Below are 24,498 nucleotides of genomic sequence, written 5' to 3' on the forward strand. Positions count from 1 at the left end.
TTATTCTAATATTATATTTAATAAAATTTTCTAGCCAGTGACGCAACCACCTCCTTCCAGACACCGTCCATCGGTATCGGATTCATCACCAAATTCACCTGCCTTCTCTCGTATCTCCTCTCGGGACATCTTTCCGTAGAACGTCTCATCGACAGTCCGCTCACCCAGGTCGACCAGTTTCGTTCGATCTTCCCCGATGTAGACGAACTTCTCCTTGACGTCGCCTGTGACGGTGGCATAGGTTTTCACGACCTCGTCTTTCTTCAGATACACCGGAACCTGCTTGGTCTGCGTTCCTTTGGGCTTGTTCAGTGTCCACCGGATTTTCGGCTCGGTTCCACCAATTCGGTATCCGTCAGTCCGCGCGAGACTCTGCGCATCGGAAAAGCTATCCAAGGTCGTTTTCTTCTGCCACTCGTATCGCGCGTCCCGGATCTTCTTCCGTTTCGTTGCCTCGTAGCGGAGGATCGTCTCGGTCACCTCGTGGGTGTACTGGTAGCGGTACTGCGTCTCGTACTCGGCGTCGCTCACCTTGACCCGCTTTCGTTTACCGGTCGCCCAGTGGTCCCCGCCCGTCTTTCGAGTGGCCCAGTACGTCTCGGTGCGAGAGACCGTATACGTGTACGTCTCTGTGGTCGTGTACGTCTTCTCGACCGTCGTCTGGTATGTGGTCTTCTTTTCGACGTCGTAGCAGAGATTCGGGAGCGGACACTTGCGAACCGTCTTCGTCCCGGTTCTCGTTACTGTGACCTCTTTCGTCTTGGTGACCGTCCGCGTTCCCGTCTTCCTGATGTCCCGTTCGTACGCGAACTGTTTCAGGTTCCGGTATTCTGCAGGTTCGGTCTTCACCCTGCGCGTCTCTCCAGTGAACGTCCCACGACCGGACTTCGAGTCGTACCACGCCGTTTCGGTCACCGTTCGTGTCACCTCTCTCGAGGTCGCTCCCGCTGATGACCACTTCCGATGTTGGTCGACGAAACTCTCCATCCGCCACCGGTTCTCGAACGATCTCGTAACCGTTCGATACTTCGCGTCGCTAACCTTCACGCGTTCTTCGATGAGGTATTCCCGTCCTTGCTGCTCTTTGTCGACCACGGAGTAGCCCTCGTTCTGGAATCTCTCTTTTTCGGTGGGCGAGTCAGTGGAGACCCAGTCGTAGATTGGCCGTTTGACTAGATACTCGACGTTTTCGATGGTAGTGTTCCTCCAAACTTCCCCATACCGACGAAGAACAGTAACGTGAGGTAGATCGACCTCCTTGCTTGTTGCGTGATGTTTCTCATTGAACACGCGGACGCTGGGGTCTTTGATATTGCCGGCCAAATCTGATGCATCCACTTCCAATATTCCCACGTATCTACGTGGGTCGTCTATATGGACGGAGTCGTTTTCTTCGTTGATTATCTTCTTCTCCCATTTGACCACATCTCCGCTTGCACCTTCGACGTCAATACCTAATCCAAATTTTTTGTGGTAGCGATTTTTGGGGAATCGATATTGTCGAGTCTTCACTTTGATTCTTACGTCATCTGTTGATTTAAACTTGGTGTCGTTTATTACTTTCACATCCTGTATTCTTGGTACATATCGGTCGAGGAAATGGAAGTCTCTTGAGGTAGTTTGATTATTCCCGTCTTTAATCGTCAGATCAACAATTTGGGTATGCGTAAATTTAGCAGTAGAATTATCCTTACTTATTGGTGTAGCACCAGTACTCCATGCGTATCTAATTCTCGTCCCATCCGGGTCGAATGAGGCACCAGCGTCAACTACGAGACCCCATCTTCGTGGGTAATGTTCCGGTGTTCCATCATCTATCACTTCTGCTCGCATTTCAGGCGGACTCGGTGTAACTTCAAAAACTGAAGCTTTCTTTTTTACACCTTCTTTATTATGTCTGCTGTGAATATTCGCTCCAATCTGGTATTCTCCTGGTTTATTAGCAGCCCAATATGTATGTATGATTAGTAGGTTCTCTTTCACATGCTCATGACGCATTGAAGGAAGATTGTGTGTCTGATTCTTTGTGTGGCTGTATCCGACAACAACATCCGACGCGTCCATCCCGTTCAGGTCGATCTTCATCCGGTGGTGCGCCGCGTAGCGATCCCTGTCGATGCGTTCGTGGTACGAATCGACGGGGCCGTTGACGAACCCGGCCTCGACGATGTCGGGGCTCTTCGTCGGCTCGATAGTCTTCGTTACCGTTGTTCGTTGCCCGCGGCCGTCGACCGCGACGACGGTCAGCTCGTAGCTCTTGCCGGGTTCGAAGTCGCGATGACTGAACTGAACTTCCTGGCTCCGACGTAGTACCTCGCCTCGTTTCAGACTCAGTCCGGAGCGACCGACGACGCCACCGTCGAGTTTGACAGTGACCGACATCAGGTTCCCGTACGCGTCGGTTCCCACGCCGGTCCCAGAGATGACGTCGTGCTGGTCGAGCGAGGTAAGGTTCACCTCGGGTTTCGGATCGGCGACGACCGTCGTCGAGCCGTCACCGAACCGTGCGACGTCGGTCGACCCGTCCGCGTAGGTCACGACTGCGTAGAGCGAGTGGTCCCCGGGCTTCCAGGTCGTCGTCATCATCTCTCCCGTCCCGATCATCCTGGAGTTAGCCATCCACTCGACTAACGTGATGGACCCGCCCCCGCCAGTGATTCGGTAGGTCGCGCGAAGCGGGGTCGCTCCAGTGACGACGTCCTCACCCTGGACGTTCGGGGAGTACCGTTCGGCGCTCGTTCGACGGTCCGTCGGCGGATCGGGCGAGGGGCTGGCCGGGGCTGACACGGACGCCGAGATCGTCTCGGTCGTGCGCTGTCCGTCGACGTCGACCACCGTGGCGGAGATGGTCTTGTTCCCCGCTGCCGGGAACGTCCGGGTGAGAGTGTCGACACCCTGGACGCCCGAGAGCGACGTGTTCGCAACTTCAGTACCGTCGACCGACCAGACGACGTACGCGAGCGACGCCGCTCCTGCTTCGGCGGTCGCAGTGTAGGTGTTCGAATTCCCGGTGACGGTCGTCTGCGGTCCGGAGAGGTCCATCGACGGCGGCTCCCCTGGCGAGACGGTGACGTAGAACGTGTCGGTGCTCGTCGCACCGTCGTCGTCGGTCACGGTCAGCGTGACCGCGTAGGTGCCGACTGCGTTCGGTTCGAATCGCGTCCGCGAGCAGTCGCCACAGCGGGGGTCCGTGGTCCCACCCGAAGGCGTCTCGATCGACCAGTCGTACCGTTCGATTCGTCCGTCAGGGTCGCGCGACCCGGTCGCGTCCAGGTAGACCGTCGTTCCTTTCGACACGTCCTGGTCGAGTCCGGCGTCTGCGAGCGGTGCTTCGTTCGCCGCGACCACTGGAAGGCTCATCGCTGCAGCGAGAAGTACCAGCGCCGCGAAGCTCGCGCCCACTATCTTCATGGTGTCAGCGGGGTTTAATCTCCCGTTATCTTATAAAATTTCGCCACGATTGTGGGAAAATTGCCCGGTGATTGGTGTCGATTACTGGATGCAACGACGGGTCCGATCGTCCTGACGACGATGGCGGGGCAAAGGTTGCCGAAAAACTTTCGTCGCCAGAACTGTATCCGCCGAAACCACCGGCTAGAAGCCATCTATAACAATCATTCCTTGCTAATGTATGGCAAAGGCTTTACCTCCTAGCGATGCAACTGTAGCCAAGGCCAGGGAGGCCAGGAGTTCCAATTATGACAGACGAACTTATCTGGCGAATCGCAGGTGGTTCCGGTGACGGAATCGACTCGACGAGCCAGAACTTCGCGAAGGCCCTGATGCGATCGGGGCTGAACGTATTTACGCATCGACATTATCCCTCGCGCATCCGGGGTGGCCACACCTACGTCGAGATCCGGGCGAGCGACGACGAGGTGAAGTCGCGCGGGGACAACTACAACTTCCTCCTCGCACTGGGGGACAGCTTCGCACGCAACCCCCAGGAGGAGGCGTACTACGACAACGAGGAGGTGAAACCGCTGTCGGAGAACCTGGACGAGCTCCGCGAAGGCGGCGTCATCGTCTACGACTCGGGACTGCTCGACGCGAGTGAGATCCCGAACTTCGACGAGCGCGTCGAGGAGAACGACTGGCACGTGTACGACCTCGACCTGCGCGGCCTCGCCAAGGAGCACGGTCGCGAGGTCATGCGGAACACGGCCGGCGTCGGGGCGACCTGCGCCATCGTCGGGCTCCCGCTCGACCCCGTCGAGGAACTGATGGACGAGGCGATGCCCGACAAGATCCTCGAGCCGAATCTGGAGATCCTCGAGGAGGCCTACAACGACGTCCTGGAGAACTACGAGACCGACGTCGGCGTGACCGTTCCCGAGAGCACCCACGACGAGGAGCCGGTGCTCATCTCCGGGAGTCACGGCATCGCCTACGGCGCCATCGACGAGGGCTGCCGGTTCATCTCCGGCTACCCGATGACGCCGTGGACCGACGTGTACACCATCATGACCCAGAACCTGCCGGACCTCGGTGGCATCTCCGAGCAGGTCGAGGACGAGATCGCGGCCGCCTCGCTCGCTATCGGCGCGAGCCACGCGGGCGCGAAGGCGATGAGCGGGTCGTCCGGCGGCGGGTTCGCCCTCATGTCCGAGCCGCTCGGACTGGCGGAGATGACCGAGACGCCCGTCGTGCTCGTCGAGGCGATGCGCGCAGGGCCGTCCACCGGGATGCCGACCAAGCCGGAGCAGGGCGACCTCGAACACGTCCTCTACACCAGCCAGGGCGACTCGAACCGCGTCGTGTTCGCGCCGGGCAACGCGAAGGAGTCCTACGAGCAGACCCGGAAGGCGTTCGAGATCGCGTACGAGTACCAGATTCCGGCCATCGTCCTGTACGACCAGAAGCTCTCGGGCGGCCACGAGACGGTCCCCGAGTCGGTGTTCGACGAGGAGCCGAACCCCGACATCGGAAAGGTCGTGACCGAGGAAGACCTCGAGGACGCGGAACGACTGGCGGGTCGGTTCCAGCGGTATCGCCACGACCCCGAGGACGGCGTCAGCCCGCGTTCGCTGCCGGGCCAGAAGGGCGGGAACTTCCTCGCCTCCGGCAACGAGCACAATCAGGCCGGTCACATCAGCGAGGACGCGGACAACCGCGTCAACCAGATGGACCGCCGGATGTCGAAGCTCGACGCCATCCGCGAGGACCTGAACGCGATGGACGAGTCCTTCCAGACCGTCTACGGTGCCGACGACCCGGACTACGCCATCCTCAGCTTCGGCAGTATGAAGGGCAGCGTCGAGGAGGCGGTCGACCGCCTGAACGAGGACGGACACTCGGTCGCGTCGATGAACATCAGCGACATGAAGCCGTTCCCGAAGGCGGAGGTGGGCGACCTCCTCGCCGACGTCGACGAGGCGCTGGTCGTCGAGATGAACGCGTCGGCGCAGTTCCGTCGACACGTCCAGGGCGAACTCGGCCAGTACGGCGAGAAGCTGTACAGCCTGCTGAAGTACGACGGCAACCCCTTCGAACCGGCCGAGGTCGTGGACGGGTTCGAGACCCGGATCGAGGGCAGCGTCGAAACGGGCGGCTACAACACGCGCATCGAATCCGCAACGGGTGACTGACAATGAGTGCTTTCAACGCAATCGGTGAGGAACGGGAGATCGACCGAAACGAGTTCACGCCCGAACTCGAACCGCAGGCGACGTGGTGTCCGGGCTGTGGCGACTTCGGCGTCCTGAAGGCGCTGAAGCAGGCGATGCCCGAGGTCGGCCGGTCGCCGGACGAGACGCTGCTCGTCACCGGTATCGGCTGTTCGGGGAAGCTGTCGAGCTACTTCCAGAGCTACGGCTTCCACTCCATCCACGGCCGCGCGCTGCCGGTCGCACGCGCGGCGAAGATGGCCAACCCGGACCTGGAGGTCGTCGCCGCCGGCGGCGACGGTGACGGGTACGGCATCGGCGGGAACCACTTCATGCACACCGCCCGCGAGAACCACGACATGACCTACATCGTGTTCAACAACGAGATCTTCGGCCTGACGAAGGGCCAGACCTCGCCCACGTCGCCGAAGGGTCACAAGTCGAAGACCCAGCCGCGGGGCAACGCCAAGAGCCCGATCCGGCCGCTCTCGCTGGCGCTGACCTCCGGAGCGTCGTACATCGCCCGGACGGCGGCGGTCAACCCGAACCAGGCGAAGGAGATTCTCGCCGAGGCGATGGAACACGACGGGTTCGCCCACGTCGACTTCCTCACGCAGTGCCCGACGTGGAACAAGGACGCCAAGCAGTACGTCCCGTACGTCGACGTGCAGGACAGCGACGACTACGACTTCGACGTCAACGACCGTCGCGAGGCGTCCGAGATGATGCACGAGGTCGAGGACAAACTGTACGAGGGGACGGTGCTGACCGGTCGGTTCTACGTCGACGACGAGCGTCCGTCCTACCAGCAGGAGAAACAGTCCACGGGCGACATGCCCGAGACGCCGCTGGCCGAGCGCTACTTCGACGACGACTACGACTGGGAGCGCAGCTACGACCTGCTCGACCGGCACAAGTAGCCCGTTCACCGTCCTTCCGCGTCGGTTCTCGCCGTCACTTCGTGTCGGTTCGCGCAACGTTTCTCCGGTCGACAATGTCTTTAACAGTTCGCAAGATATTTTTTCCTGTGCGGGAAACACTCCAGTAGCAATGAGCACCGAATCGACCGAAGACCGGATTCTCCGCGTCCTGGAGGACGACGCCCAGGCGTCGTACGCACAGATCGCCGAACGCGCTGACGTCTCGAAACCCACCGTCCGGAAGTACATCGACCGCCTGGAGGACGAGGGCGTCATCGTCGGCTACACCGCCGAGATAGACCCGAAGAAGCTCTCCAGTCAGAGCATCGCGCTCGTCGGCATGGACGTCGCCAGCGAGCAGTACGTCGAGGCGACGCGCGCGCTCAAGGAACTCGACGACGTCGAGACGCTGTACACCTGCAGCGGTGACCACATGCTGATGGCCGAGGTTCGAGCCCCCGACGGCGACGCGCTCGGCGACGTCATCAGCGACGAGATACTCACCATCGACGGCGTCACCGCCGCCCACCCGTCGTTCCTCCAGGAGCGCCTCAAGTAGCACGCGGCGTCGATTCGGCAGCCGCTCCCCGGGTCCAGGACACCGGTCTCCGTCCGTTGCTCTGTCTCTCGTACGCCGCTCTGCCTCTCGCACGTCGTTCTGGCCCTCGTACTCGCAGTGTGCCCGTCAGTGCTCACCGCGATAACGACCGACAGACCTGTTCGGGCGCCGACCTGACCGCCGGCAGCGAGACAATGACTCGCATTGGGGACGGGGTTTCAAAGCCTTTGTATCGCATGACTCCCGAGATGCGCGTATGAGTGCGAAGGTCGTCGTGCTCGGTGCCGGGTACGCCGGCGCCGGAGCGATCAAGCAGCTCGAAGAAGAGCTACCCAACGCGGAGATCACCTGGGTTTCCGACAACGATTATCATCTCGTCCTCCACGAGGCCCATCGCGTCATCCGGGACCCCCGGGTGAAGGACAAGATCACCCTGCCCGTCAGCGACATCAAGTCCCCCAGCACGCGGTTCGTCCAGGGCACGGTCACGGGCGTGGACACGAACGAGCGGACCGTCGAACTGGCTGACGGCGACGACGTCGACTACGACTACCTGCTCGTCGGCCTCGGGAGCCAGACCGCCTACTACGGCATCCCCGGTCTCGACGAGAACTCCCTGACGCTCAAGAGCCTCGACGACGCGCTCGAGATCCACGAGGCCGTTGCGGACGCCGCCAGCGAGGCGTCGCGCAACGACCCCGCAAAAGTCGTCATCGGCGGCGCGGGGCTGTCGGGCATCCAGAGCGCGGGCGAGGTCGCGGAGTACCGCGACAAGCACCGCGCCCCCATCGACATCTACCTCGTCGAAGCGCTCGACGAGATCATGCCCGGCCAGGACCCCGAACTCCAGGGCACGGTCAAAAAGCACCTCCTGGAGAAGGACGTCGAGATCCTGACCGGCGACCCCATCACCGAGGCCACGGAGGAGGAGATCCAGTTCGACGAGGGCGAACCGCTCGACTACGACGTGTTCCTCTGGACCGGCGGCATCACGGGCCGAGAAGCGATGGACGACTGCGGCCTCGACAACGAGCACAACCGCGTCACCGCCGAGGCGAACTTCCAGACCAGCGACGACCGCGTGTTCGCCATCGGCGACTGCGCCATCGTCGACCAGGGCGACAACCCCGCGCCGCCGACCGCGCAGGCCGCGTGGCAGGCCGCAGAGGTCGCCGGGAAGAACATCGCCCGCGAGATCCGCGGTCAGCCGCTCGCGACGTGGACCCACGAGGACAAGGGGACCGTCATCTCCATCGGCGACGAGGCGGTCGCCCACGACGTCCCCGTCGTCCCGCTCAACACCTTCAACTCGTGGCCGGCCGAGACGCTGAAGAAGGCCATCGCCGCGCGATGGATCGCCGACATGACGTCCTGGGGCCGCGCCGTCGACGCCTGGGACTCGCTGTAAGCCGACGACCGCCCTCGCTCGCTGCTTTTCGATCGCACCTCGTTCGCTCTCGACCGACGTTTGGTTCGACGCCGTTTCCGCGTGACGCGACTTCTACGGGCTCCGTCTCGGACTCCTGCGGGAGCCGTTTCTGGACGGCCGGCCGGAACGTGGAGCCGACGCTGCAGTCGCTAGAGATGGGGACGCACCGCGTCTCGCCACTCGACGGTCGGGGAGAACGAGAAGGAGTACGCCGTTCAGACGACGGCGTTCCAGTAGTCCTTGACGAGGAAGAACACCGAGATGTACGCCGCGTAGAGGAACACGACGAACGACGCCACCATGGCCGCCGTCGGGCGGTCGAGCGGCACGTCCCGGCGGAGTTCGACGGACCGGGCCTCGACCTCGAAGAAGTCGGTGATGAACAGTCCGAGCACGAGCGTCGAGAGCACGATGCCGGCGTGGTGGTGCAGCGTCAGGTAGTAGAACGACACCAGCACGAGGAGCAGGTTCGACAGCTCGTGGGGAATCCAGCGACTGACCTCCTCGCGGTCCTCGTCGTTCGCCTGTTTGCGGTAGTTACGGAACGCGAGCCACCGCGTACCCATGTTGACCAGCACGAGCGCGAGCACCAGGTATCCGGCCACGGGCTCGAGCACGTCGACGGGCCCGAGCAGCGATAGCGGTTGCATGTGCGAAACTGAGAGCGGTGGCGTATTATATTCTTTCCAATTCGGTCGCGTTTGCCTTACCCGAAGAATCCCTCGCTGTCAGGGACCGTCGCCAGCGTCAGCGCGCCGTCGAATCCGAGTTCGACGGTCGTCCGTGGTGGGACGTCGCCGTGCTCGCGGTCGTCGACGTACAGCGACACCGCTCCTTCGTCGCGCTCGACCGACAGCGTCACCGGTCCGGAGAGCATCCAGTCGTCGACGTGGGTCGCGAAGGGCGCGACGGGGACGACGGAGACGACGCCCGTCCCCGGTTCGACCGCCGGGCCGCCGGCGTCGCGCGCGTAGCCAGTGCTGCCGGCCGGCGTCGCGACGACGACTGCGTCGGCGCGGAACTGCGCGACCGTCCCGCGCTCCGTCCGGACCGCGTACTCGGAGATGCGGGCGGGTTCGCTCGTGACCAGCGTCGCGTCCAGCAGCGCGTCGGCGACGTGCTCGCCGTCGACCGCCACCGACAGGAGCGGCCGCTCGGTCGTGGCCCACCCGTCGTCGAGCAGGGCCGCAACCGCGCTCTCGGCGGCCGGTCCGGGGACGCTCTCCAGTCCGGGCCCCGTCGCGACCGGGAGCACGGGTGCGGAGACGCCGGCCCGGACGAGGTCCAGCACCGCCGACTCGCCTGTCGCGACGACGACGTCCGCTGCGTCGTCGACCGCCGCCGCGTCCCCGCGTTCGACCGCCTCGCCGGCGGTACGCACCGCTTCGGCCACTCGTGTCGCGATGTCGGACTCACCGACGACTCCGACCCTCATCGCACTGCCTCCCGATGCACCGTGTCGCTCATCGTTCGAACTTGCTCGCCGGGGATTGAAAAGGATGCGGACGACCTGTCGAGTGGCGGCCAGTTCGGTCAGGGCGTCGTCGGCCGGAAGCGAGACGCCACGACGGGTCGGGAAGCTTTTTGCCTCTGCTCCCGTCGCTGCCTCCATGGACGAGGCGGAGGAGTCCGACGATCGCCGCACACCGCCCGGGAGCCCCGGGACGCACCGCGCCGCGTCAGACGGTGGAACGGAGGACATGAAGGCGCAGGTCGGGGAGTACATGACCCGCGACGTCGCCACCGTCTCCCCCGACGCGACCGTGGAAGCGGTCGCGCGACGGATCGCCGAGAGCGACGGCCACAACGGCTTCCCCGTCTGCGACGGCCGGCGCGTGGAGGGGTTCGTGAGCGCGCGCGACCTGCTTCTGGCCGACGAACAGGAGCCCATCTTCAAGGTGATGTCACAGGACCTCATCGTCGCCCATCCCGAGATGGACGTCGACGACGCGGCCCGGGTCATCCTGCGGTCGGGCATCCAGAAGCTCCCCGTCGTCGACGACGCCGGCAACCTGGTCGGCATCATCAGCAACACGGACGTCATCCGGAGCCAGATCGAGCGGGTGACGCCGGGGAAGGTGAGCAAGCTGATGCGGACGCTCGAATCCATCCACGACACCGAGGTGCGCCAGGAGCGCCGGACGGTGCCGCTTGCCGACCTCACGCCGACCCAGGGTCGGGTGTACGCCGACGAACTGGAGGGGCGCGTCTACGAGATGGAACACGGCCTCGCCGAACCGCTGGTCGTCATCGAGAACGGCGACACCACGCTGCTCGCCGACGGCCACCACCGCGCGAAGGCCGCCGACCGCCTCGACATCGAGGAGATGGACGCATACGTCATCCTCACGAACGAGCGCGTCGAACTCGGGATGGCCGAGACGGCGCGCAAGGAGGGGCTGGAGACCATCGACGACATCGACGTCGTCGACTACGCCCGCCACCCGCTGGTCGAGACGACGAAGCGCCTGCAGTAGTTCCGCTCTTTTCAGTCTCGTTTCGTGTCGACGACGGTCCCCTCGTCGTCGAGCACGACCCGCATCTCCTCGTCGTCTTCGCGCAGCGTGACGCTGACGCGAACGGGGTCCTCCGAGACGATGGACTGCTCCGTACCGGAGTAGGAGAGACCGACGAACGGCCAGTCGTGGACGTTCACGCCGTGGTCGTGGTAGAACGCGACGACCGCCGGGTGGAGCGTGGCGACGCCGGCGAGCGGGACCTCGACGTTCGCCCAGCACCGGCCGCAGTCGTAGCGCACCTTCGGGCCCGGAGCGCTCGTGTCTTCGAACCGCGACGTCGCTTCGGGCCATCGGATCGTCGCGTCCACCTGCCCCCAGCAGTACGGGCAGACGCCGTCCGCCGCGTGGGACATGTCGCGGCGCGCGCTCCGGTTCGCGAGTTCGAGGAGTTCCTCCGTCGTCCGCCCCTCTGTCGCGCCGGGCGGTAGAAGTACGCGGGAGAGGAGGTCGTCCTCGTCGCACGAGAGCTCGAGGAACCCGTCTCCGTAGGTCACCGTCAGGCCGTCGCCGCATCGGGGACAGTCCCGGTCCGTCTCGACCGTCTCGGTGTCGTCGCCGCCGGTGTAGGTTCCCGCGCGGATCGCGCTGACGACCATCAGTCCAGGGTACCGGAGCACGTAGCCGTCGTCGGTCTTCTCCACGAAGGTTCCGCGGAGGCGGTCCAGGTGGTAGTTGAATTTGCCCGGGTCGCGGACGCCGACGCGCTCCCGCAGGGTGGAGAAGGAGAGCCTGCTGTCCGGCGACTCGCCCATGGCGTCGGCGAGTTCGCGGAGGATGCCGACGCGGATGTCGTTCCCCAGGACGGAGAACGCGTCAGTGGCCGCCATCTCGTCCATGCGCGTCGCTCGTCCACGACTGACAAAAGCGTTACCTGTGTGTCGGTGAGGAACGGTCCACGACCGGCGGAAGTATAGGGAGAGTAACCGTTCACTTTGTAGTACAGAGTGAAATCTTCTGCAAAGTTTTATCTGGTACAAACATATCGTATCGAACGATATGTCGATCGAAGCTGACGCCGACGCCGGTCGTCCCGCGTCCACCGGTGACCGCAACGGCTGGCTCAGGCAGGCCGGCGCGTTCGCCGGCCGCGACCTGCGAGAACTGGTGCGCAACAGGGCGGTGCTGTTCTGGTCGCTCGGTTTCCCGGCCGGGTTCTACCTGCTGACCGTCGCGGTGTTCATCCCCGACGGCCAGGTGCCGGACGACGCCATGCCGACGGTGAAGGCCGCGACGGCCATCGGCTACGGCATCTTCGGCGCGACCATCGTCTGCCTGAACGCGTTCGGCCAGCACCTGGTCTCCGACCTGGAGGACCGCCGCTACGCGCAGTTCCGGTCGCTGCCCATCCACCCCTCCGCCGACCTCGCGGGGCGGACGGTCGCCGCCCTCTCCTTCGCGTTCGTCGCGTTCGGGTTCGTGCTCGCGGTGAGCGTGGCCACCGGCGCGGCGTACGCCCTCCGGAGTCCCGCGGCGATTCCGGTCGTCCTCGGGGCGCTCGCTCTGTCGAGCGTGCTCTGGCTGGTGGTCGCGCTCGCCATCGCCGTCCTCGTCCGCGACGCCAGGTACGCCAACATCATCTCCATCAGCGTGGCGATGGTGGCCTACTTCCTGACGGGGTACAACGGTACGTCGCCGAACGCGTTCACCGCCGACCCCGGACTGCTGAACCTCATCCCGAACTCGCTGGCGGCGCGCATCGTCGTCTACAACCTGCTCGACGCGTCGAGCTGGGGCACGACGGGCCTGACGCCGCCCGCGATGCCCGCCGACCCGGCGTTCCTCGGCCTGCTGGCCGCGTACGCCGTCGTCTGCGGGCTCGTCGGCGTCGCGCTGATGCGCTCGCAGGTGTACGACCGGGGGGTCCTGCGATGACGGCGATCCGCGCCCGGGACGTCCGCAAGGAGTTCGACGGCACCGTCGTCCTCGACGGCGTGGACCTCGACGTCGAGGACGACGAGACCCTCGTGCTGATGGGCCCGAACGGGGTCGGCAAGACCGTCCTGCTGTCCTGTCTCGCCGGGAGCACGACGCCGACCGACGGGGACGTCGAGGCGTTCGGGGGCGAGGTCCCGACGCCCGAGGTCGCCTTCCTCCGGCAGGAGGCGATGGGCATCGACGCCCTCACCGGCCGGGAGAACGTCTCGTTCTACTCGCGGCTCCACCCCGAGTTCACCGACCGCTGGGAGGAGTACGTCGCGCGCTTCGGGGTCGAGGACGCCCTCGACAAGCGCCTGGCGGACTGCTCGGTCGGCATGCAGCGCAAGGTCGAACTCGCCATCGCGCTGAGCATCGACGCGCCGGTGTACCTGCTCGACGAACCGACGGCCGGCCTGGACCTCTCGATGATACAAACGTTCCACGAGGTCGTCCGCGAGCGGGACGCCGCGTTCGTCGTCTCCAGTCACCTGCCACACGACGCCGACCTGGCCGACCGCATCGCGTTCGTCGACGACGGGAGCGTCGTCGCCACGGGCGCGCCCGACGCGATGCTCGACGCGCTCCCGCCGGTCGCCAGCGTCATGGGCGTCGAGGCGGGGTCCGCGCTGGAGGAGTTCGTCGTCGACGGCCGCGTGTTCAGCGACGGTGGTCAGACGCGTGGGTTCCTTCGCGACGGCGTCGACGTGGACGACGTCGCAGCAGCCGTCGACGGCGGCGACTCGCCCGCCAGCGACCGCGAGCGGGTGACGGAGTCGCCGCCGACGTACACGGACCTGTTCAACTACTACCTCCACGTGGAGGGCCGCGATGCCGGGTGACGGAGTCGTCCCGGGCGAGGCCGGTGCGAGCGACGACGTCGGTTCGGACGCCGAGACCGTCGACAGGGCGGTGCTCAAGCGCGAACTGCACGACATCAAGGACGCGATGGGGATCGAGGAGCGCCACCCTGGTATCGTCCGCGTCTGGCTGCTGTTCGGCGCGCTCGTCCTGGTGGCGTCGCTCGCCTCGCAGTACGTCCTGTTCGAACGTCTGCCGGGCTACTGGTTCGGCGCGATATGGTTCGGGCTGATGGGCCTGGGCGGCGTCGGGTCGTGGTGGCTCGGCCGTCGTGGCGGCGACGCGCCTGCCGCGCCGTCGGAGACGACCCCCGACCCGTGGCTCCAGTTCGGGGTCGCGTACGCCGCCGCCGTCGCCGTCCAGGCCATCGCCGCGCCGTTCCTGGCCGACCTGGACTACGTCGCCTCCACCATGTTCCCCTTCGCCGTCTGGGTCGCCATGGCGGGCGTCGGCTACCTCCTGCTCGGGAACGCGCTGAAGGCCTACCGGGTGCGGCGGAGCGACCGGCTGGCGTTCTACCTCGGCGGCGCATGGATGATTCCGCTGGCCGTCGCCATCCCGCGCACGGACGTCCTGCGCACGTGGGGCTACGCCGTCTTCGGCGTCACGTTCTTCGTCCACGCGCTCGGAGCGTACCTCGTGCTCTCGCGCCGATGAACTTCGACCAGCTCGTCCACCAGCCCACGCGGCTGCAGATATTCGCCCACCTCTACGTCCACGGCGAGACGGAGTTCACCGGTCTCGTGGACGCGCTCGACGTGACCGAGGGGAACCTCAGCAGTCACCTCCAGACGATGGAGGACGCCGACGCCGTCGCCGTCGAGAAGACGTTCGTCGACCGCCGTCCGCGGACGACGTACCGCCTCACCGACGAGGGTCGCGCGGCGTTCGAGGGTCACGTCGAGACCCTGGAGGCCCTCATCGAGGGGCTGGAGGACTGACCGCCCGGCGAACAGCTACTTGGTACCGCAGGACGTACGGGAGTTCCATGTCACGCTCACGCGTGCGGTCCTGGCTCACGTCGTCGCTCGGCGTCGCGGCCGGGCTCTCGCTGCTGTGGATCGGAGCCGGCGCGTACGCCCGGGTTCGAACCGACGAGGTCCCCTACGAGACCGCCGTCACGCTCGACGGCGTCGAGATACGCCGTTACCCCGAGACGGTCGTCGCGCGGACGCGTGCAGACGACCCCGGGGCCGCGTTCGGTCGCCTCTTCCGGTACATCGAGGGGGAGAACCACGCCGACGAGACGGTCGCGATGACGGCGCCGGTGGCCACCCAGCCGGAGGCGCTCGTCCCGCGCTCGGAGTCCATCCCGATGACGGCACCGGTGGCCACCGAGGAGACCGACGAGGGGACCGGGATGGCGTTCTACCTGCCCGAGGGGTACACCGTCGAGTCCGCGCCGGTGCCGGACGACCCGGCCGTGTCGGTCGAGCGCGAGCCGTCACGGACCCTCGCGGTGCTCCCGTTCCGGTGGTACGCGACCGACCGGCGCGTCGAACGCAAGGAGCGCCGACTGCTCGACTGCCTCGACGACCACGGGTTGACGACCGTCGGCGAACCGTTCCTGCTGCGCTACGACCCGCCCTGGACGCCGCCGTTCATGCGCCGCAACGAGGTTGCGGTGAGCGTCCTGTCGGGCGAGTAGCGTCGGTCGTGCGACCACCGGTGGCGTCGAGACCGACGACCGCGCGCGATATTCTTCCTCCATCTGTCTCCTCGAAAACTTGGTCGCGGAGAAACACCGCACAGCGCGCCGGTTGGGTAGCGACCAAGGGAGTATAAGGTCTTAAATGAAACTCCGGGGCGACGATGTCGTGCGGTTTTCCCCGACGTGGCAGTACTGGGAACAGTTAACCGTCCCAACAGTACCTGTCCGACCGACACTATTAAATACGAGGTGGCCGCTGGACACGAGTACCATGTCACAGCACGACACGACAGGTTCCTCCGAAAGGGGGGGTCGAGTTCTTCAAGGGCACGTTAGCACATTCCGACGAGATCGATAACGTTCGTATTTTCGACACCACGCTCCGCGACGGGGAGCAGACGCCGCGCATCTCGTTCGACCACGGCGACAAGCGCGCCATAGCGGCGACGCTGGACGAGATGGGGACGCACGTCGTCGAGGCCGGGTTCCCGGCGAACGGCGAGGCCGAGTTCGACGCCGTCAGTCACATCGCGTCGTCGACCAGCGCCACGACCTGCGCGCTGGCCCGCGTCGTCGAGGGGGACGTCGAGGCCGCCCTGGACACCGGCGCAGAGATGGTCCACGTCTTCGCGTCGACCAGCGACGTCCAGATCGAGGATTCGATGCACGCCACCCGCGAGGCGGTGGTCGAACGCGCCGTCGAGTCGGTCGAGCGCGTCGCCGACGCCGGCGCGACGGTGATGTTCTCGCCGATGGACGCGACCCGGACCGACCGGGACTACATGGCCGAGGTGGTCGAGGCCGTCACCGAGGCTGGCGTCGACTGGATCAACATCCCTGACACCTGCGGCGTCGCCACGCCAGGTCGGTTCGCCGACCTCGTGGCGCACGTCGACGACCACACCGACGCTCGCATCGACGTCCACACCCACGACGACTTCGGGATGGCCACCGCCAACGCGATGGCCGGCCTGGAGGCGGGCGCGGACCAGGTGCAGGTGAGCGTCAACGGCATCGGCGAGCGCGCCGGCAACGCCGCCTACGAGGAGGTCGTCATGTCCGCCGAGAGCGTCTACGACGCCGAGACGGGCATCGACACGCCGATGATATCGGAGCTGTCGACGGTCGTCTCCGACCGGAGCGGCGTCCCCGTCCCGGTCAACAAGCCCGTGGTGGGCGACAACGCCTTCGCGCACGAGAGCGGCATCCACGCGGCCGGCGTCATCGAGAACAGCGACACGTTCGAGACGGGCGTGATGACGCCCGAGATGGTCGGCGCCGACCGCGAGTTCGTCCTCGGCAAGCACACGGGGACCCACGCGGTCCGCAAGCACCTCCGGCAGGCCGGGTTCGCCCCGACCGACTCCGAGGTACGCACCATCACCCGCAAGGTGAAAGACCGCGGCGCGGACAAGGAACGCGTCACGGTGGCGGACCTGCGACGGTTCGCCCGCGAGCTGGACGTCCGGTCGCGCGAGGAGGTCAACGCGTAACCATGCCTCACCGCCGTCGTTCGCACCACCGACAGCAGCGCGTGGTCCGCGCGACCGGGACGCCCCAGCGCGCGTGCAAGAATTGCGCGCCGCGAAAGGTCTATCTGACCGGGCGTCGGAGCACCGTGCACACGGATGAGACAGTCACCCGACGCCACCGGTTCGTGGACCCTGACTGTCCAGTACGTGCGCCCTGCGGCGCGTATTGTAGGGGCGTAGCCCCTACTCCACCCTTCTCCACCGACGGAATCGACGCATCGACGCCGACCAGACCGCAGCACGCGCACCAACGAATGTACCAGTCACGACACGACCGACACGCGTATCGAACGCACGACACACGCACAGCGAGTAAACCATGAGCGAGCACGCATCGACACGGCGCGTCAGCCAGGACGACGTCGACGACGCGCCGACCGAGGACGAGGCACCGTCGACCGACCACGTGGCGGACGACGCGCCGACCGAGCAGGCGAGGGACGACGCGCAGTCGACCGAGACGACCGGCGCGGCCGCCGTCGTGGACGCCCTCGAGGCGACCGGCGTCGAGACGCTGTTCGGCATCCAGGGCGGCGCCATCATGCCGGTGTACGACGCCCTCACCGGCTCGTCGCTGCGCCACGTTACGATGGCTCACGAGCAGGGGGCCGCACACGCCGCCGACGCCTACGGCATCGTCTCCGGCGACCCCGGCGTCTGCATGGCCACGTCCGGTCCGGGCGCGACGAACCTCGTCACGGGCATCGCCGACGCGAACATGGACTCCGACCCGGTCGTCGCGCTCACGGGCCAGGTGCCGACGAACTTCGTCGGCAACGACGCCTTCCAGGAGACGGACACGACCGGCGTCACCGCGCCCATCACGAAGGCGAACTACTTCGCGGGCGACGCCGACGCCGTCGGCGACACGGTCGGCGAGGCGTTCGCGCTGGCCGAGACGGGTCGCCCCGGACCGACGCTCGTCGACCTGCCGAAGGACGTGACCCAGGCGACGACTGAGGACCGCGAACCGACCGCCGAGACGCCCCAGCACTACGACCCGCAGTACGAGCCCGACGAGGACGCGGTCGCCGACGCTGCGCGCACGCTGGAAGACGCCGAGCGCCCCCTCGTCCTCGCCGGCGGTGGCGTCATCAAGGGCGAGGCGAGCGAGGAACTGCGCGAGTTCGTCACCGAACACGACATTCCCGTCGTCACGTCGATGCCGGCCGTCGGCGCGTTCCCCGAGGACGAGGACTGCTCTGTCGGCATGATCGGCATGCACGGCACGGGCGCGGGGAACATGGCGGTCACCCACTGCGACACCCTGTTCGCCGTCGGCACCCGGTTCGACGACCGCCTCACGGGCGGCGTCGAGACGTTCGCCCCCGAGGCGACCGTCGTCCACGTCGACATCGACCCGGCGGAGATCTCGAAGAACGTGTACGCCGACGTGCCGGTCGTCGGCGACGCCGCAACGGCGATGGAGGCGATCACCGACGAGATGACGACCTCGCCGGACGCCGACGAGTGGTGCGAGCAGGTCACCGACTGGCAGGACGAGTACCCGATGACCTACCGCGCGCCCACCGACGGCCCGGTCAAACCCCAGTTCGTCGTCGAGGCGTACGACGAGGCGACCGACGACGACGCCGTCGTCACGACCGGCGTCGGCCAGCACCAGATGTGGGCGGTGCAGTACTGGACCTTCAAACAGCCCCGGACGTGGGTCTCCTCCCACGGCCTCGGGGCGATGGGGTACGGGCTGCCCGCCGCCATCGGCGCGAAGATGGCCGTCCGCGACGCGGGCGACGACCAGCAGGTCGTCTGCTTCGAGGGCGACGGCTCCTTCCTGATGACCGTCCAGGAGCTGTCGGTCGCCGTCCGCGAGAACCTCGACATCACGGTGGCCGTCCTGAACAACGAGTACATCGGGATGGTCCGCCAGTGGCAGGACGCCTTCTACGACCGCAACCGGGTCGCCTCGGAGTACTCCTGGTGTCCCGACTTCGCCACGCTCGCCGAAGCGTTCGGGGCGAAGGGAATCACCGTCGACAGCCCCGACGAGGTGGCCGACGCCGTCGAGGCGTCCGTCGAGTACGACGGCCCCTCGGTCGTCGACTTCCACATCGACCCGGCCGAGAACGTCTACCCCATGGTGCCCAGCGGCGGCGCGAACGGGAAGTTCGCACTGTCGGAGGACCAGCTATGAGCGGCGAGGACGACGCGCCGACGGAGGGGATGCCGGGGCCGAGCCCCGTCGAGCGCCCCCACCCCGAGGCGCGCCGGACCGAGCACGGCGTCCGCGTCGATTCGCAGGCGGACGCCGAACCCGAGACTCGAACCGCGGTCGTCTCCGCGCTCGTCGAGCACGAACCGGGCGTCCTCTCCAGCGTCTCCGGGCTGTTCTCCCGGCGGCAGTTCAACATCGAGAGCCTGACGGTCGGCCCGACGACCGTCGACGGCCACGCCCGCATCACGCTGGTCGTCGAGGAACCCGACCACGGCATCGAGCAGGTGCGCAAACAGCTCGCCAAACTGCCGCCCGTCATCCAGGTGGGCGAACTGGCGGAGACGGCCGTCCAGGCCGAACTCGTCCTCCTGAAGGTGCGGGGCGACGAGCCCGACAAGGTCCACGCCATCACGCGGATGTACGAGGGCCAGACGCTCGACGCCGGTCCGCGGACCATCACGGTCCAGATCACGGGCGACCAGCAGAAGATCGACGACGCGGTCGACGCCTTCCGGCAGTTCGGCATCATCGAGATCGCCCGGACCGGCCAGACGGCGCTCGCGCGCGGCGACACGCCGACGACGCCCGGCGAGGAGCCGGGACACTCCACGGAACCGGACGTCCCCGACGACGAACCAGCGACCGACGATTCACGACAATGACAGAGTTCAACACCACAGTACACTACGACGACGACGCGGACGAGGCACAGCTCGACGGAAAGACGGTAGCGGTCCTCGGCTACGGCAGCCAGGGCCACGCGCACGCCCAGAACCTCCACGAGAGCGGCGTCGACGTCGTCGTCGGTCTCCGCGAGGGGTCGTCGTCGCGGCGCGCCGCCGAGGCGGACGGCCTGACGGTCGCCACGCCGGTCGAGGCGGCCGCGAGCGCCGACGTCGTGTCGATGCTCGTCCCCGACACCGTCCAGCCGGACGTGTACGCCGCCATCGAGCCCGAACTCGACGCCGGCGACACGCTCCAGTTCGCCCACGGGTTCAACATCCACTACGGCCAGATCGAGCCGCCCGAGGACGTCGACGTGACGATGGTCGCGCCGAAGTCGCCGGGTCACCTCGTCCGCCGCAACTACGAGGCCGACCAGGGGACGCCGGGCCTGCTCGCGGTGTACCAGGACGCCACCGGCGAGGCGGCCGACGAGGCGCTCGCGTACGCGAAGGCCATCGGCTGCACCCGCGCGGGCGTCGTCGAGACGACGTTCCGCGAGGAGACCGAGACCGACCTGTTCGGCGAGCAGGCCGTCCTCTGTGGCGGCGTCACGTCGCTCGTCAAGCAGGGCTACGAGACGCTCGTCGACGCCGGCTACTCCGAGGAGATGGCCTACTTCGAGTGCCTGAACGAGCTGAAGCTCATCGTCGACCTGATGTACGAGGGCGGCCTCGGCGGGATGTGGGACTCGGTCTCCGACACCGCCGAGTACGGCGGGCTCACCCGCGGCGACGTCGTCGTCGACGAGCACGCCCGCGAGCGGATGGAGGAGGTCCTCGAGGCGGTCCAGGACGGCACCTTCGCCCGCGAGTGGATCAACGAGAACCAGGCCGGACGGCCGTCCTACCGCCAGCTGCGCCAGGCAGAGAAGGACCACGAGATCGAGGCCGTCGGCGAGAACCTGCGCGAACTGTTCGCGTGGGCCGACGACGACGGCGAGCGAGAGGAGGTGCCCGCCGATGACTAGCGATTCTCCGACGGAGAAGCGAGGACGCGAGCGGGGAGCCGAGCGACCCGCGAGCGACGCGGACGGCCGGACGATGGGCGAGATCAGCCACACCCATCCGCACACCGACCGCGGCGCCATCAACCGACCGTTCGAGCGCGGTCCGACGGTCGCCGCCGACGGCGGCCGCCGGGACGCGGCGTCCGAGGAGCAGGAGACGATGGAGGACGTGAGCCACACGCCGCCCGCGGGTGCCGGTAGCGCGGACGGCGTCTTCGACCGCGGGAACGAACGCGACGAGGAGCGATGAGCGAGGGGACGCTGTACGACAAGGTGTGGGACCGCCACGCGGTCGCCGAACTGCCGACGGGCCAGACGCAGCTGTTCGTCGGCCTCCACCTCGTCCACGAGGTGACGAGTCCGCAGGCGTTCGGGATGCTGCGCGAGCGCGACCTCGACGTGGCGTACCCCGAGCGCACCCACGCCACCGTCGACCACATCGTGCCGACGGCGGACCAGTCGCGCCCCTACGGCGACGACGCCGCCGAGGCGATGATGGCCGAACTGGAGGAGAACGTCCAGGAGGCCGGCATCGACTTCTCCCATCCCGGGACGGGCAACCAGGGCATCGTCCACGTCGTCGGCCCGGAGCAGGGGCTCACCCAGCCCGGGATGACGATCGTCTGCGGCGACAGCCACACCGCGACCCACGGCGCGTTCGGCGCGCTGGCGTTCGGCATCGGCACGAGCCAGATCCGGGACGTCCTCGCGACGGGGACCGTCGCGATGGAGAAACAGCAGGTTCGCCGCATCGAGGTCACGGGCGAACTCGACGACGGCGTCACCGCCAAGGACGTCATCCTCGAACTCATCCGCCGACTCGGCACCGACGGCGGCGTCGGCTACGTCTACGAGTACGGCGGCGAGGCCATCGAGTCCATGGACATGGCGGGCCGGATGAGCATCTGCAACATGTCCATCGAGGGCGGTGCCCGCGCGGGCTACGTCAACCCCGACGAGACGACCGTCGAGTACCTCCGCGGGCGCGACGCCGTGCCGGAGGGCGACGAATTCGACGAACTCGTCGAGTACTGGCGCTCCGTCCGCAGCGACGAGGACGCCGCGTACGACGACGTGGTCGAGATCGACGGTAGCGAGCTCGAACCCACCGTCACGTGGGGCACCACGCCCGGCCAGGGCGTCGGCGTCACGGAACCGATTCCCGAACCCGAGGACCTGCCCGCGGAGAAGCGCGAGACCGCCCGGCGCGCCCAGGAGCACATGCGCGTCGAACCGGGCGAGACGATGGAAGGCTACGATATCGACGTCGCCTTCCTCGGCTCCTGTACGAACGCGCGCCTGCCGGACCTCCGGCGGGCCGCCGACGTGGTCGAGGGCCGCGAGGTCCACGACGACGTCCGGGCGCTCGTCGTCCCAGGCAGCCAGCGCGTCAAGGCCGCCGCCGAGGCAGAGGGCCTGGACGAGACGTTCCGCGAGGCCGGCTTCGACTGGCGTGGTGCGGGCTGTTCGATGTGCCTCGGGATGAACCCCGACCAGCTGGAGGGCGACGAGGCCTGTGCGTCCTCGTCGAACCGCAACTTCGTCGGCCGACAGGGCAGCAAGGAGGGTCGCACGGTCCTCATGAGTCCCGAGATGGTCGCGGCCGCCGCGGTCCGCGGCGAAGTGACCGACGTGCGCGACCTGGAGGAGGTGGCGACGGTATGAGCGACCCCGTCGAGCACGTCGCCGGCACGGCCGTCCCCGTCCGCGGGAACGACATCGACACCGACCAGATCATCCCCGCGCGGTTCATGAAGGTCGTCACCTTCGACGGTCTCGGAGAGTACGCCTTCTTCGACCAGCGGTTCGACGAGGACGACGGCGTTGCTCCGGAGGAGCAACGGGACGGAGACGGCGGAGCCGTCGGAGTCAAGGACCATCCGTTCAACGAGGAGCGGTTCCAGGGCGCTTCGGTGCTCGTCGTCAACGACAACTTCGGCTGTGGCTCCTCCCGCGAGCACGCGCCGCAGGCGCTCGCGCGCTGGGGCATCGACGCCATCGTCGGCGAGGGCTTCGCCGAGATCTTCGCGGGCAACTGCCTCGCGCTCGGCATCCCGACTGTCACCGCCGACCAGGACGCCGTCGAGGCGCTGCAGGACTACGTCGACGAGCACCCCGACGCCGAGGTCGCGGTCGACGTCGCAGACGAGACGGTCAGCTACGACGACAGCGAGATCGACGCCACCGTCGACGACGCCCAGCGGAAGGCGCTCGTCGACGGCGAGTGGGACACGACGGCGCTGCTGCGGTCGAACGCCGACGCCGTCGCCGAGACGGCGGCCGACCTGCCGTACGTCGACGAGGCGGAGGTGCCCGACGCGTGACCGACGAGATCGTCGTGATTCCGGGCGACGGCATCGGGAACGAGGTCGTCCCCGCGACGCGCAGGGTCCTCGAAGCAGTCGCCCCCGGCTTCGAGTTCGTCGAGGCCGGCGCGGGCGACGCGGTGAAGGCGGAGACGGGCACCGCGCTCCCCGAGGCGACCCGCGAGCACGTCGCCGACGCGGACGCCACGCTGTTCGGCGCGGCGGGCGAGACGGCCGCCGAGGTCATCCTGCCGCTGCGGAGCGCGGTCGACTCGTTCGTCAACGTGCGCCCGGCGCGGGCGTACCCCGGCGTCGACGCCGTCCGCCCCGAGACCGACCTCGTCTTCCTCCGGGAGAACACCGAGGGCGTCTACTCGGGCCACGAGTCGCGGCTGAACGAGAACGTCAGCACGCTCACCCGCGTCGTCACCGAGTCCGCCTCCGAGCGCCTCGCCGAGTACGCGTGCGACTACGTCGACGACGACGCGTTCACTCTCGTCCACAAGGCGAACGTGATGCAGGAGACGGACGGCCTGTTCCGCGACACCGTCGCCCGCGTGGCCGACGAACACGGCGTCGAGACCGACGAGGTCCTGATGGACGCGTTCGCCACCCACGTCTGCCTCGACCCCGGGCAGTTCGACGTCGTCGTCTGCCCGAACCTCGCCGGCGACGTCCTCTCGGACCTCGCCGCCGGCCTCGTCGGCGGCCTCGGCCTGCTCCCGAGCGCCAACGTCGGCCCCGACAACGCGCTGTTCGAACCCGTCCACGGCACCGCGCCGGACATCGCCGGCGAGGGCGTCGCCAACCCCGCCGCCACGATGCTGTCGGCGGCCATGCTGCTCGACTACCTCGGCCACGAGGCGTCGGGCCAGCGCGTCCGCGAGGCCGTCGAGACCACCCTCGAACAGGGTCCGCGCACGCCCGACCTCGGCGGGTCGGCGACGACCGCCGACGTGACCGAGGCCGTGATCGACCGGCTGTAACTACCGACCGTTCCACTCCGACCTTTTTACGTCGTCGGGTGTCGACTCCGACCTTTTTACGTCGTCGGGTGTCGACTCCGACCTTTTTACGTCGTCGGGTGTCCTCGCTCGCTGCGCTCGCTGCGGGCACCCTCCTCGCAAAAACGTCGATGAAAAACGTCCCGCTCGCTCCCTGCGGTCGCTCGCGGTGAAACGGCGCGCGGGGCGCGCCGTACGACACCGCATCCGCCACAGCCGCCGCATTCCGCCATCCGCCACCGCACTGCAACCGCCTCCGCAACCGCGACCGTGGGCCGCGACTGAGCTGCTT

22 protein-coding genes are annotated in these 24,498 nt (G+C 66.8%); 18 read left to right on the top strand and 4 right to left on the bottom strand.

All coding sequences use genetic code 11. The features are described from left to right. Positions 1-30: 30 nt before the first annotated feature. Entirely contained in the window at positions 31-3,411 is a 3,381-nt protein-coding gene (locus tag NKT36_RS13115; RefSeq protein WP_327051502.1) for a PKD domain-containing protein, read from the bottom strand. 287 nt (positions 3,412-3,698) lie between these two features. On the opposite strand from NKT36_RS13115, the gene NKT36_RS13120 reads away from it, so the two are divergent. The 4 genes from NKT36_RS13120 to NKT36_RS13135 all read left to right on the top strand — a co-directional run bounded on the left by NKT36_RS13120 (position 3,699) and on the right by NKT36_RS13135 (position 8,493). Next, entirely contained in the window at positions 3,699-5,588 is a 1,890-nt protein-coding gene (locus tag NKT36_RS13120; protein WP_327051503.1) for a 2-oxoacid:acceptor oxidoreductase subunit alpha, read from the top strand. A 2-nt stretch (positions 5,589-5,590) separates the two neighbouring features. Next, positions 5,591-6,526, top strand: a complete 936-nt coding sequence (locus tag NKT36_RS13125; RefSeq protein WP_327051504.1) for a thiamine pyrophosphate-dependent enzyme — start codon at positions 5,591-5,593, stop codon at positions 6,524-6,526. A 130-nt stretch (positions 6,527-6,656) separates the two neighbouring features. Beyond that, a complete protein-coding gene (gene lrpA1 / locus NKT36_RS13130; RefSeq protein WP_327051505.1) occupies positions 6,657-7,085 on the top strand; it encodes an HTH-type transcriptional regulator LrpA1 in 429 nt (142 codons plus the stop codon). Positions 7,086-7,341: 256 nt separating this feature from the next. Further along, positions 7,342-8,493, top strand: coding sequence for an NAD(P)/FAD-dependent oxidoreductase (locus NKT36_RS13135; protein WP_327051506.1), 1,152 nt, complete (start codon positions 7,342-7,344; stop codon positions 8,491-8,493). Between the two features lie 236 nt (positions 8,494-8,729). Here the strand turns inward: NKT36_RS13135 and NKT36_RS13140 are convergent, their stop codons facing one another. Further along, on the bottom strand, positions 8,730-9,164 hold the full coding sequence (locus tag NKT36_RS13140) for a DUF7313 family protein (protein ID WP_327051507.1): 435 nt from the start codon (positions 9,162-9,164) through the stop codon (positions 8,730-8,732). A 56-nt stretch (positions 9,165-9,220) separates the two neighbouring features. Beyond that, positions 9,221-9,949 (bottom strand): NAD(+)/NADH kinase, encoded by a 729-nt coding sequence (locus NKT36_RS13145; protein WP_327051508.1) that lies wholly within the window; start codon positions 9,947-9,949, stop codon positions 9,221-9,223. A gap of 265 nt (positions 9,950-10,214) precedes the next feature. Here NKT36_RS13145 and NKT36_RS13150 point away from each other — a divergent pair, with 265 nt between their 5' ends. Beyond that, the gene (locus NKT36_RS13150) at positions 10,215-10,991 is read left to right on the top strand and encodes a CBS domain-containing ParB/RepB/Spo0J family partition protein (RefSeq protein WP_327053394.1); all 777 of its coding nucleotides are present in this window, start codon (positions 10,215-10,217) and stop codon (positions 10,989-10,991) included. Positions 10,992-11,002: 11 nt separating this feature from the next. Here NKT36_RS13150 and NKT36_RS13155 read toward each other — a convergent pair whose 3' ends face one another. After that, complete coding sequence (locus NKT36_RS13155) at positions 11,003-11,869, bottom strand: DUF7351 domain-containing protein (RefSeq protein ID WP_327051509.1); 867 nt, start codon at positions 11,867-11,869, stop codon at positions 11,003-11,005. Positions 11,870-12,029: 160 nt separating this feature from the next. Between NKT36_RS13155 and NKT36_RS13160 the strand changes: the two genes are divergently transcribed. The 13 genes from NKT36_RS13160 (at position 12,030) to NKT36_RS13220 (ending at position 24,188) form a co-directional block, all read left to right on the top strand. Further along, on the top strand, positions 12,030-12,905 hold the full coding sequence (locus tag NKT36_RS13160; protein ID WP_327051510.1) for an ABC transporter permease: 876 nt from the start codon (positions 12,030-12,032) through the stop codon (positions 12,903-12,905). Continuing rightward, on the top strand, positions 12,902-13,789 hold the full coding sequence (locus tag NKT36_RS13165) for an ABC transporter ATP-binding protein (protein WP_327051511.1): 888 nt from the start codon (positions 12,902-12,904) through the stop codon (positions 13,787-13,789). Before NKT36_RS13160 ends, NKT36_RS13165 begins: the two co-directional genes overlap by 4 nt. Continuing rightward, the gene (locus tag NKT36_RS13170; RefSeq protein ID WP_327051512.1) at positions 13,779-14,465 is read left to right on the top strand and encodes a hypothetical protein; all 687 of its coding nucleotides are present in this window, start codon (positions 13,779-13,781) and stop codon (positions 14,463-14,465) included. The genes NKT36_RS13165 and NKT36_RS13170 overlap by 11 nt, the downstream gene beginning before the upstream one ends. Continuing rightward, positions 14,462-14,749: a winged helix-turn-helix domain-containing protein gene (locus tag NKT36_RS13175; RefSeq protein ID WP_327051513.1), complete on the top strand. Its 288-nt coding sequence runs from the start codon at positions 14,462-14,464 to the stop codon at positions 14,747-14,749. The genes NKT36_RS13170 and NKT36_RS13175 overlap by 4 nt, the downstream gene beginning before the upstream one ends. Before the next feature lie 47 nt (positions 14,750-14,796). Then, positions 14,797-15,456 carry an SOUL family heme-binding protein gene (locus NKT36_RS13180; protein ID WP_327051514.1) on the top strand — a complete coding sequence of 220 codons (660 nt, stop codon included), beginning with the start codon at positions 14,797-14,799 and terminating at the stop codon, positions 15,454-15,456. Positions 15,457-15,701: 245 nt separating this feature from the next. After that, a complete protein-coding gene (locus NKT36_RS13185; protein WP_407652215.1) occupies positions 15,702-16,952 on the top strand; it encodes a LeuA family protein in 1,251 nt (416 codons plus the stop codon). Positions 16,953-17,310: 358 nt separating this feature from the next. Then, complete coding sequence (gene ilvB / locus NKT36_RS13190) at positions 17,311-19,143, top strand: biosynthetic-type acetolactate synthase large subunit (protein WP_327051515.1); 1,833 nt, start codon at positions 17,311-17,313, stop codon at positions 19,141-19,143. Beyond that, positions 19,140-19,826, top strand: a complete 687-nt coding sequence (gene ilvN, locus NKT36_RS13195) for an acetolactate synthase small subunit (protein WP_327051516.1) — start codon at positions 19,140-19,142, stop codon at positions 19,824-19,826. The genes ilvB and ilvN overlap by 4 nt, the downstream gene beginning before the upstream one ends. After that, complete coding sequence (gene ilvC / locus NKT36_RS13200) at positions 19,823-20,857, top strand: ketol-acid reductoisomerase (RefSeq protein ID WP_327051517.1); 1,035 nt, start codon at positions 19,823-19,825, stop codon at positions 20,855-20,857. The genes ilvN and ilvC overlap by 4 nt, the downstream gene beginning before the upstream one ends. After that, positions 20,850-21,146 carry a hypothetical protein gene (locus tag NKT36_RS13205; protein ID WP_327051518.1) on the top strand — a complete coding sequence of 99 codons (297 nt, stop codon included), beginning with the start codon at positions 20,850-20,852 and terminating at the stop codon, positions 21,144-21,146. Before ilvC ends, NKT36_RS13205 begins: the two co-directional genes overlap by 8 nt. Then, the gene (leuC, locus tag NKT36_RS13210) at positions 21,143-22,561 is read left to right on the top strand and encodes a 3-isopropylmalate dehydratase large subunit (RefSeq protein WP_327051519.1); all 1,419 of its coding nucleotides are present in this window, start codon (positions 21,143-21,145) and stop codon (positions 22,559-22,561) included. The genes NKT36_RS13205 and leuC overlap by 4 nt, the downstream gene beginning before the upstream one ends. Beyond that, entirely contained in the window at positions 22,558-23,220 is a 663-nt protein-coding gene (leuD, locus tag NKT36_RS13215) for a 3-isopropylmalate dehydratase small subunit (protein ID WP_327051520.1), read from the top strand. Before leuC ends, leuD begins: the two co-directional genes overlap by 4 nt. Further along, a complete protein-coding gene (locus tag NKT36_RS13220) occupies positions 23,217-24,188 on the top strand; it encodes an isocitrate/isopropylmalate dehydrogenase family protein (protein WP_327051521.1) in 972 nt (323 codons plus the stop codon). Before leuD ends, NKT36_RS13220 begins: the two co-directional genes overlap by 4 nt. Positions 24,189-24,498: the final 310 nt, after the last annotated feature.

Origin of the sequence: Halomicrococcus gelatinilyticus (assembly GCA_024227995.1) — an archaeon.
GTDB lineage: Archaea > Halobacteriota > Halobacteria > Halobacteriales > Haladaptataceae > Halomicrococcus > Halomicrococcus gelatinilyticus.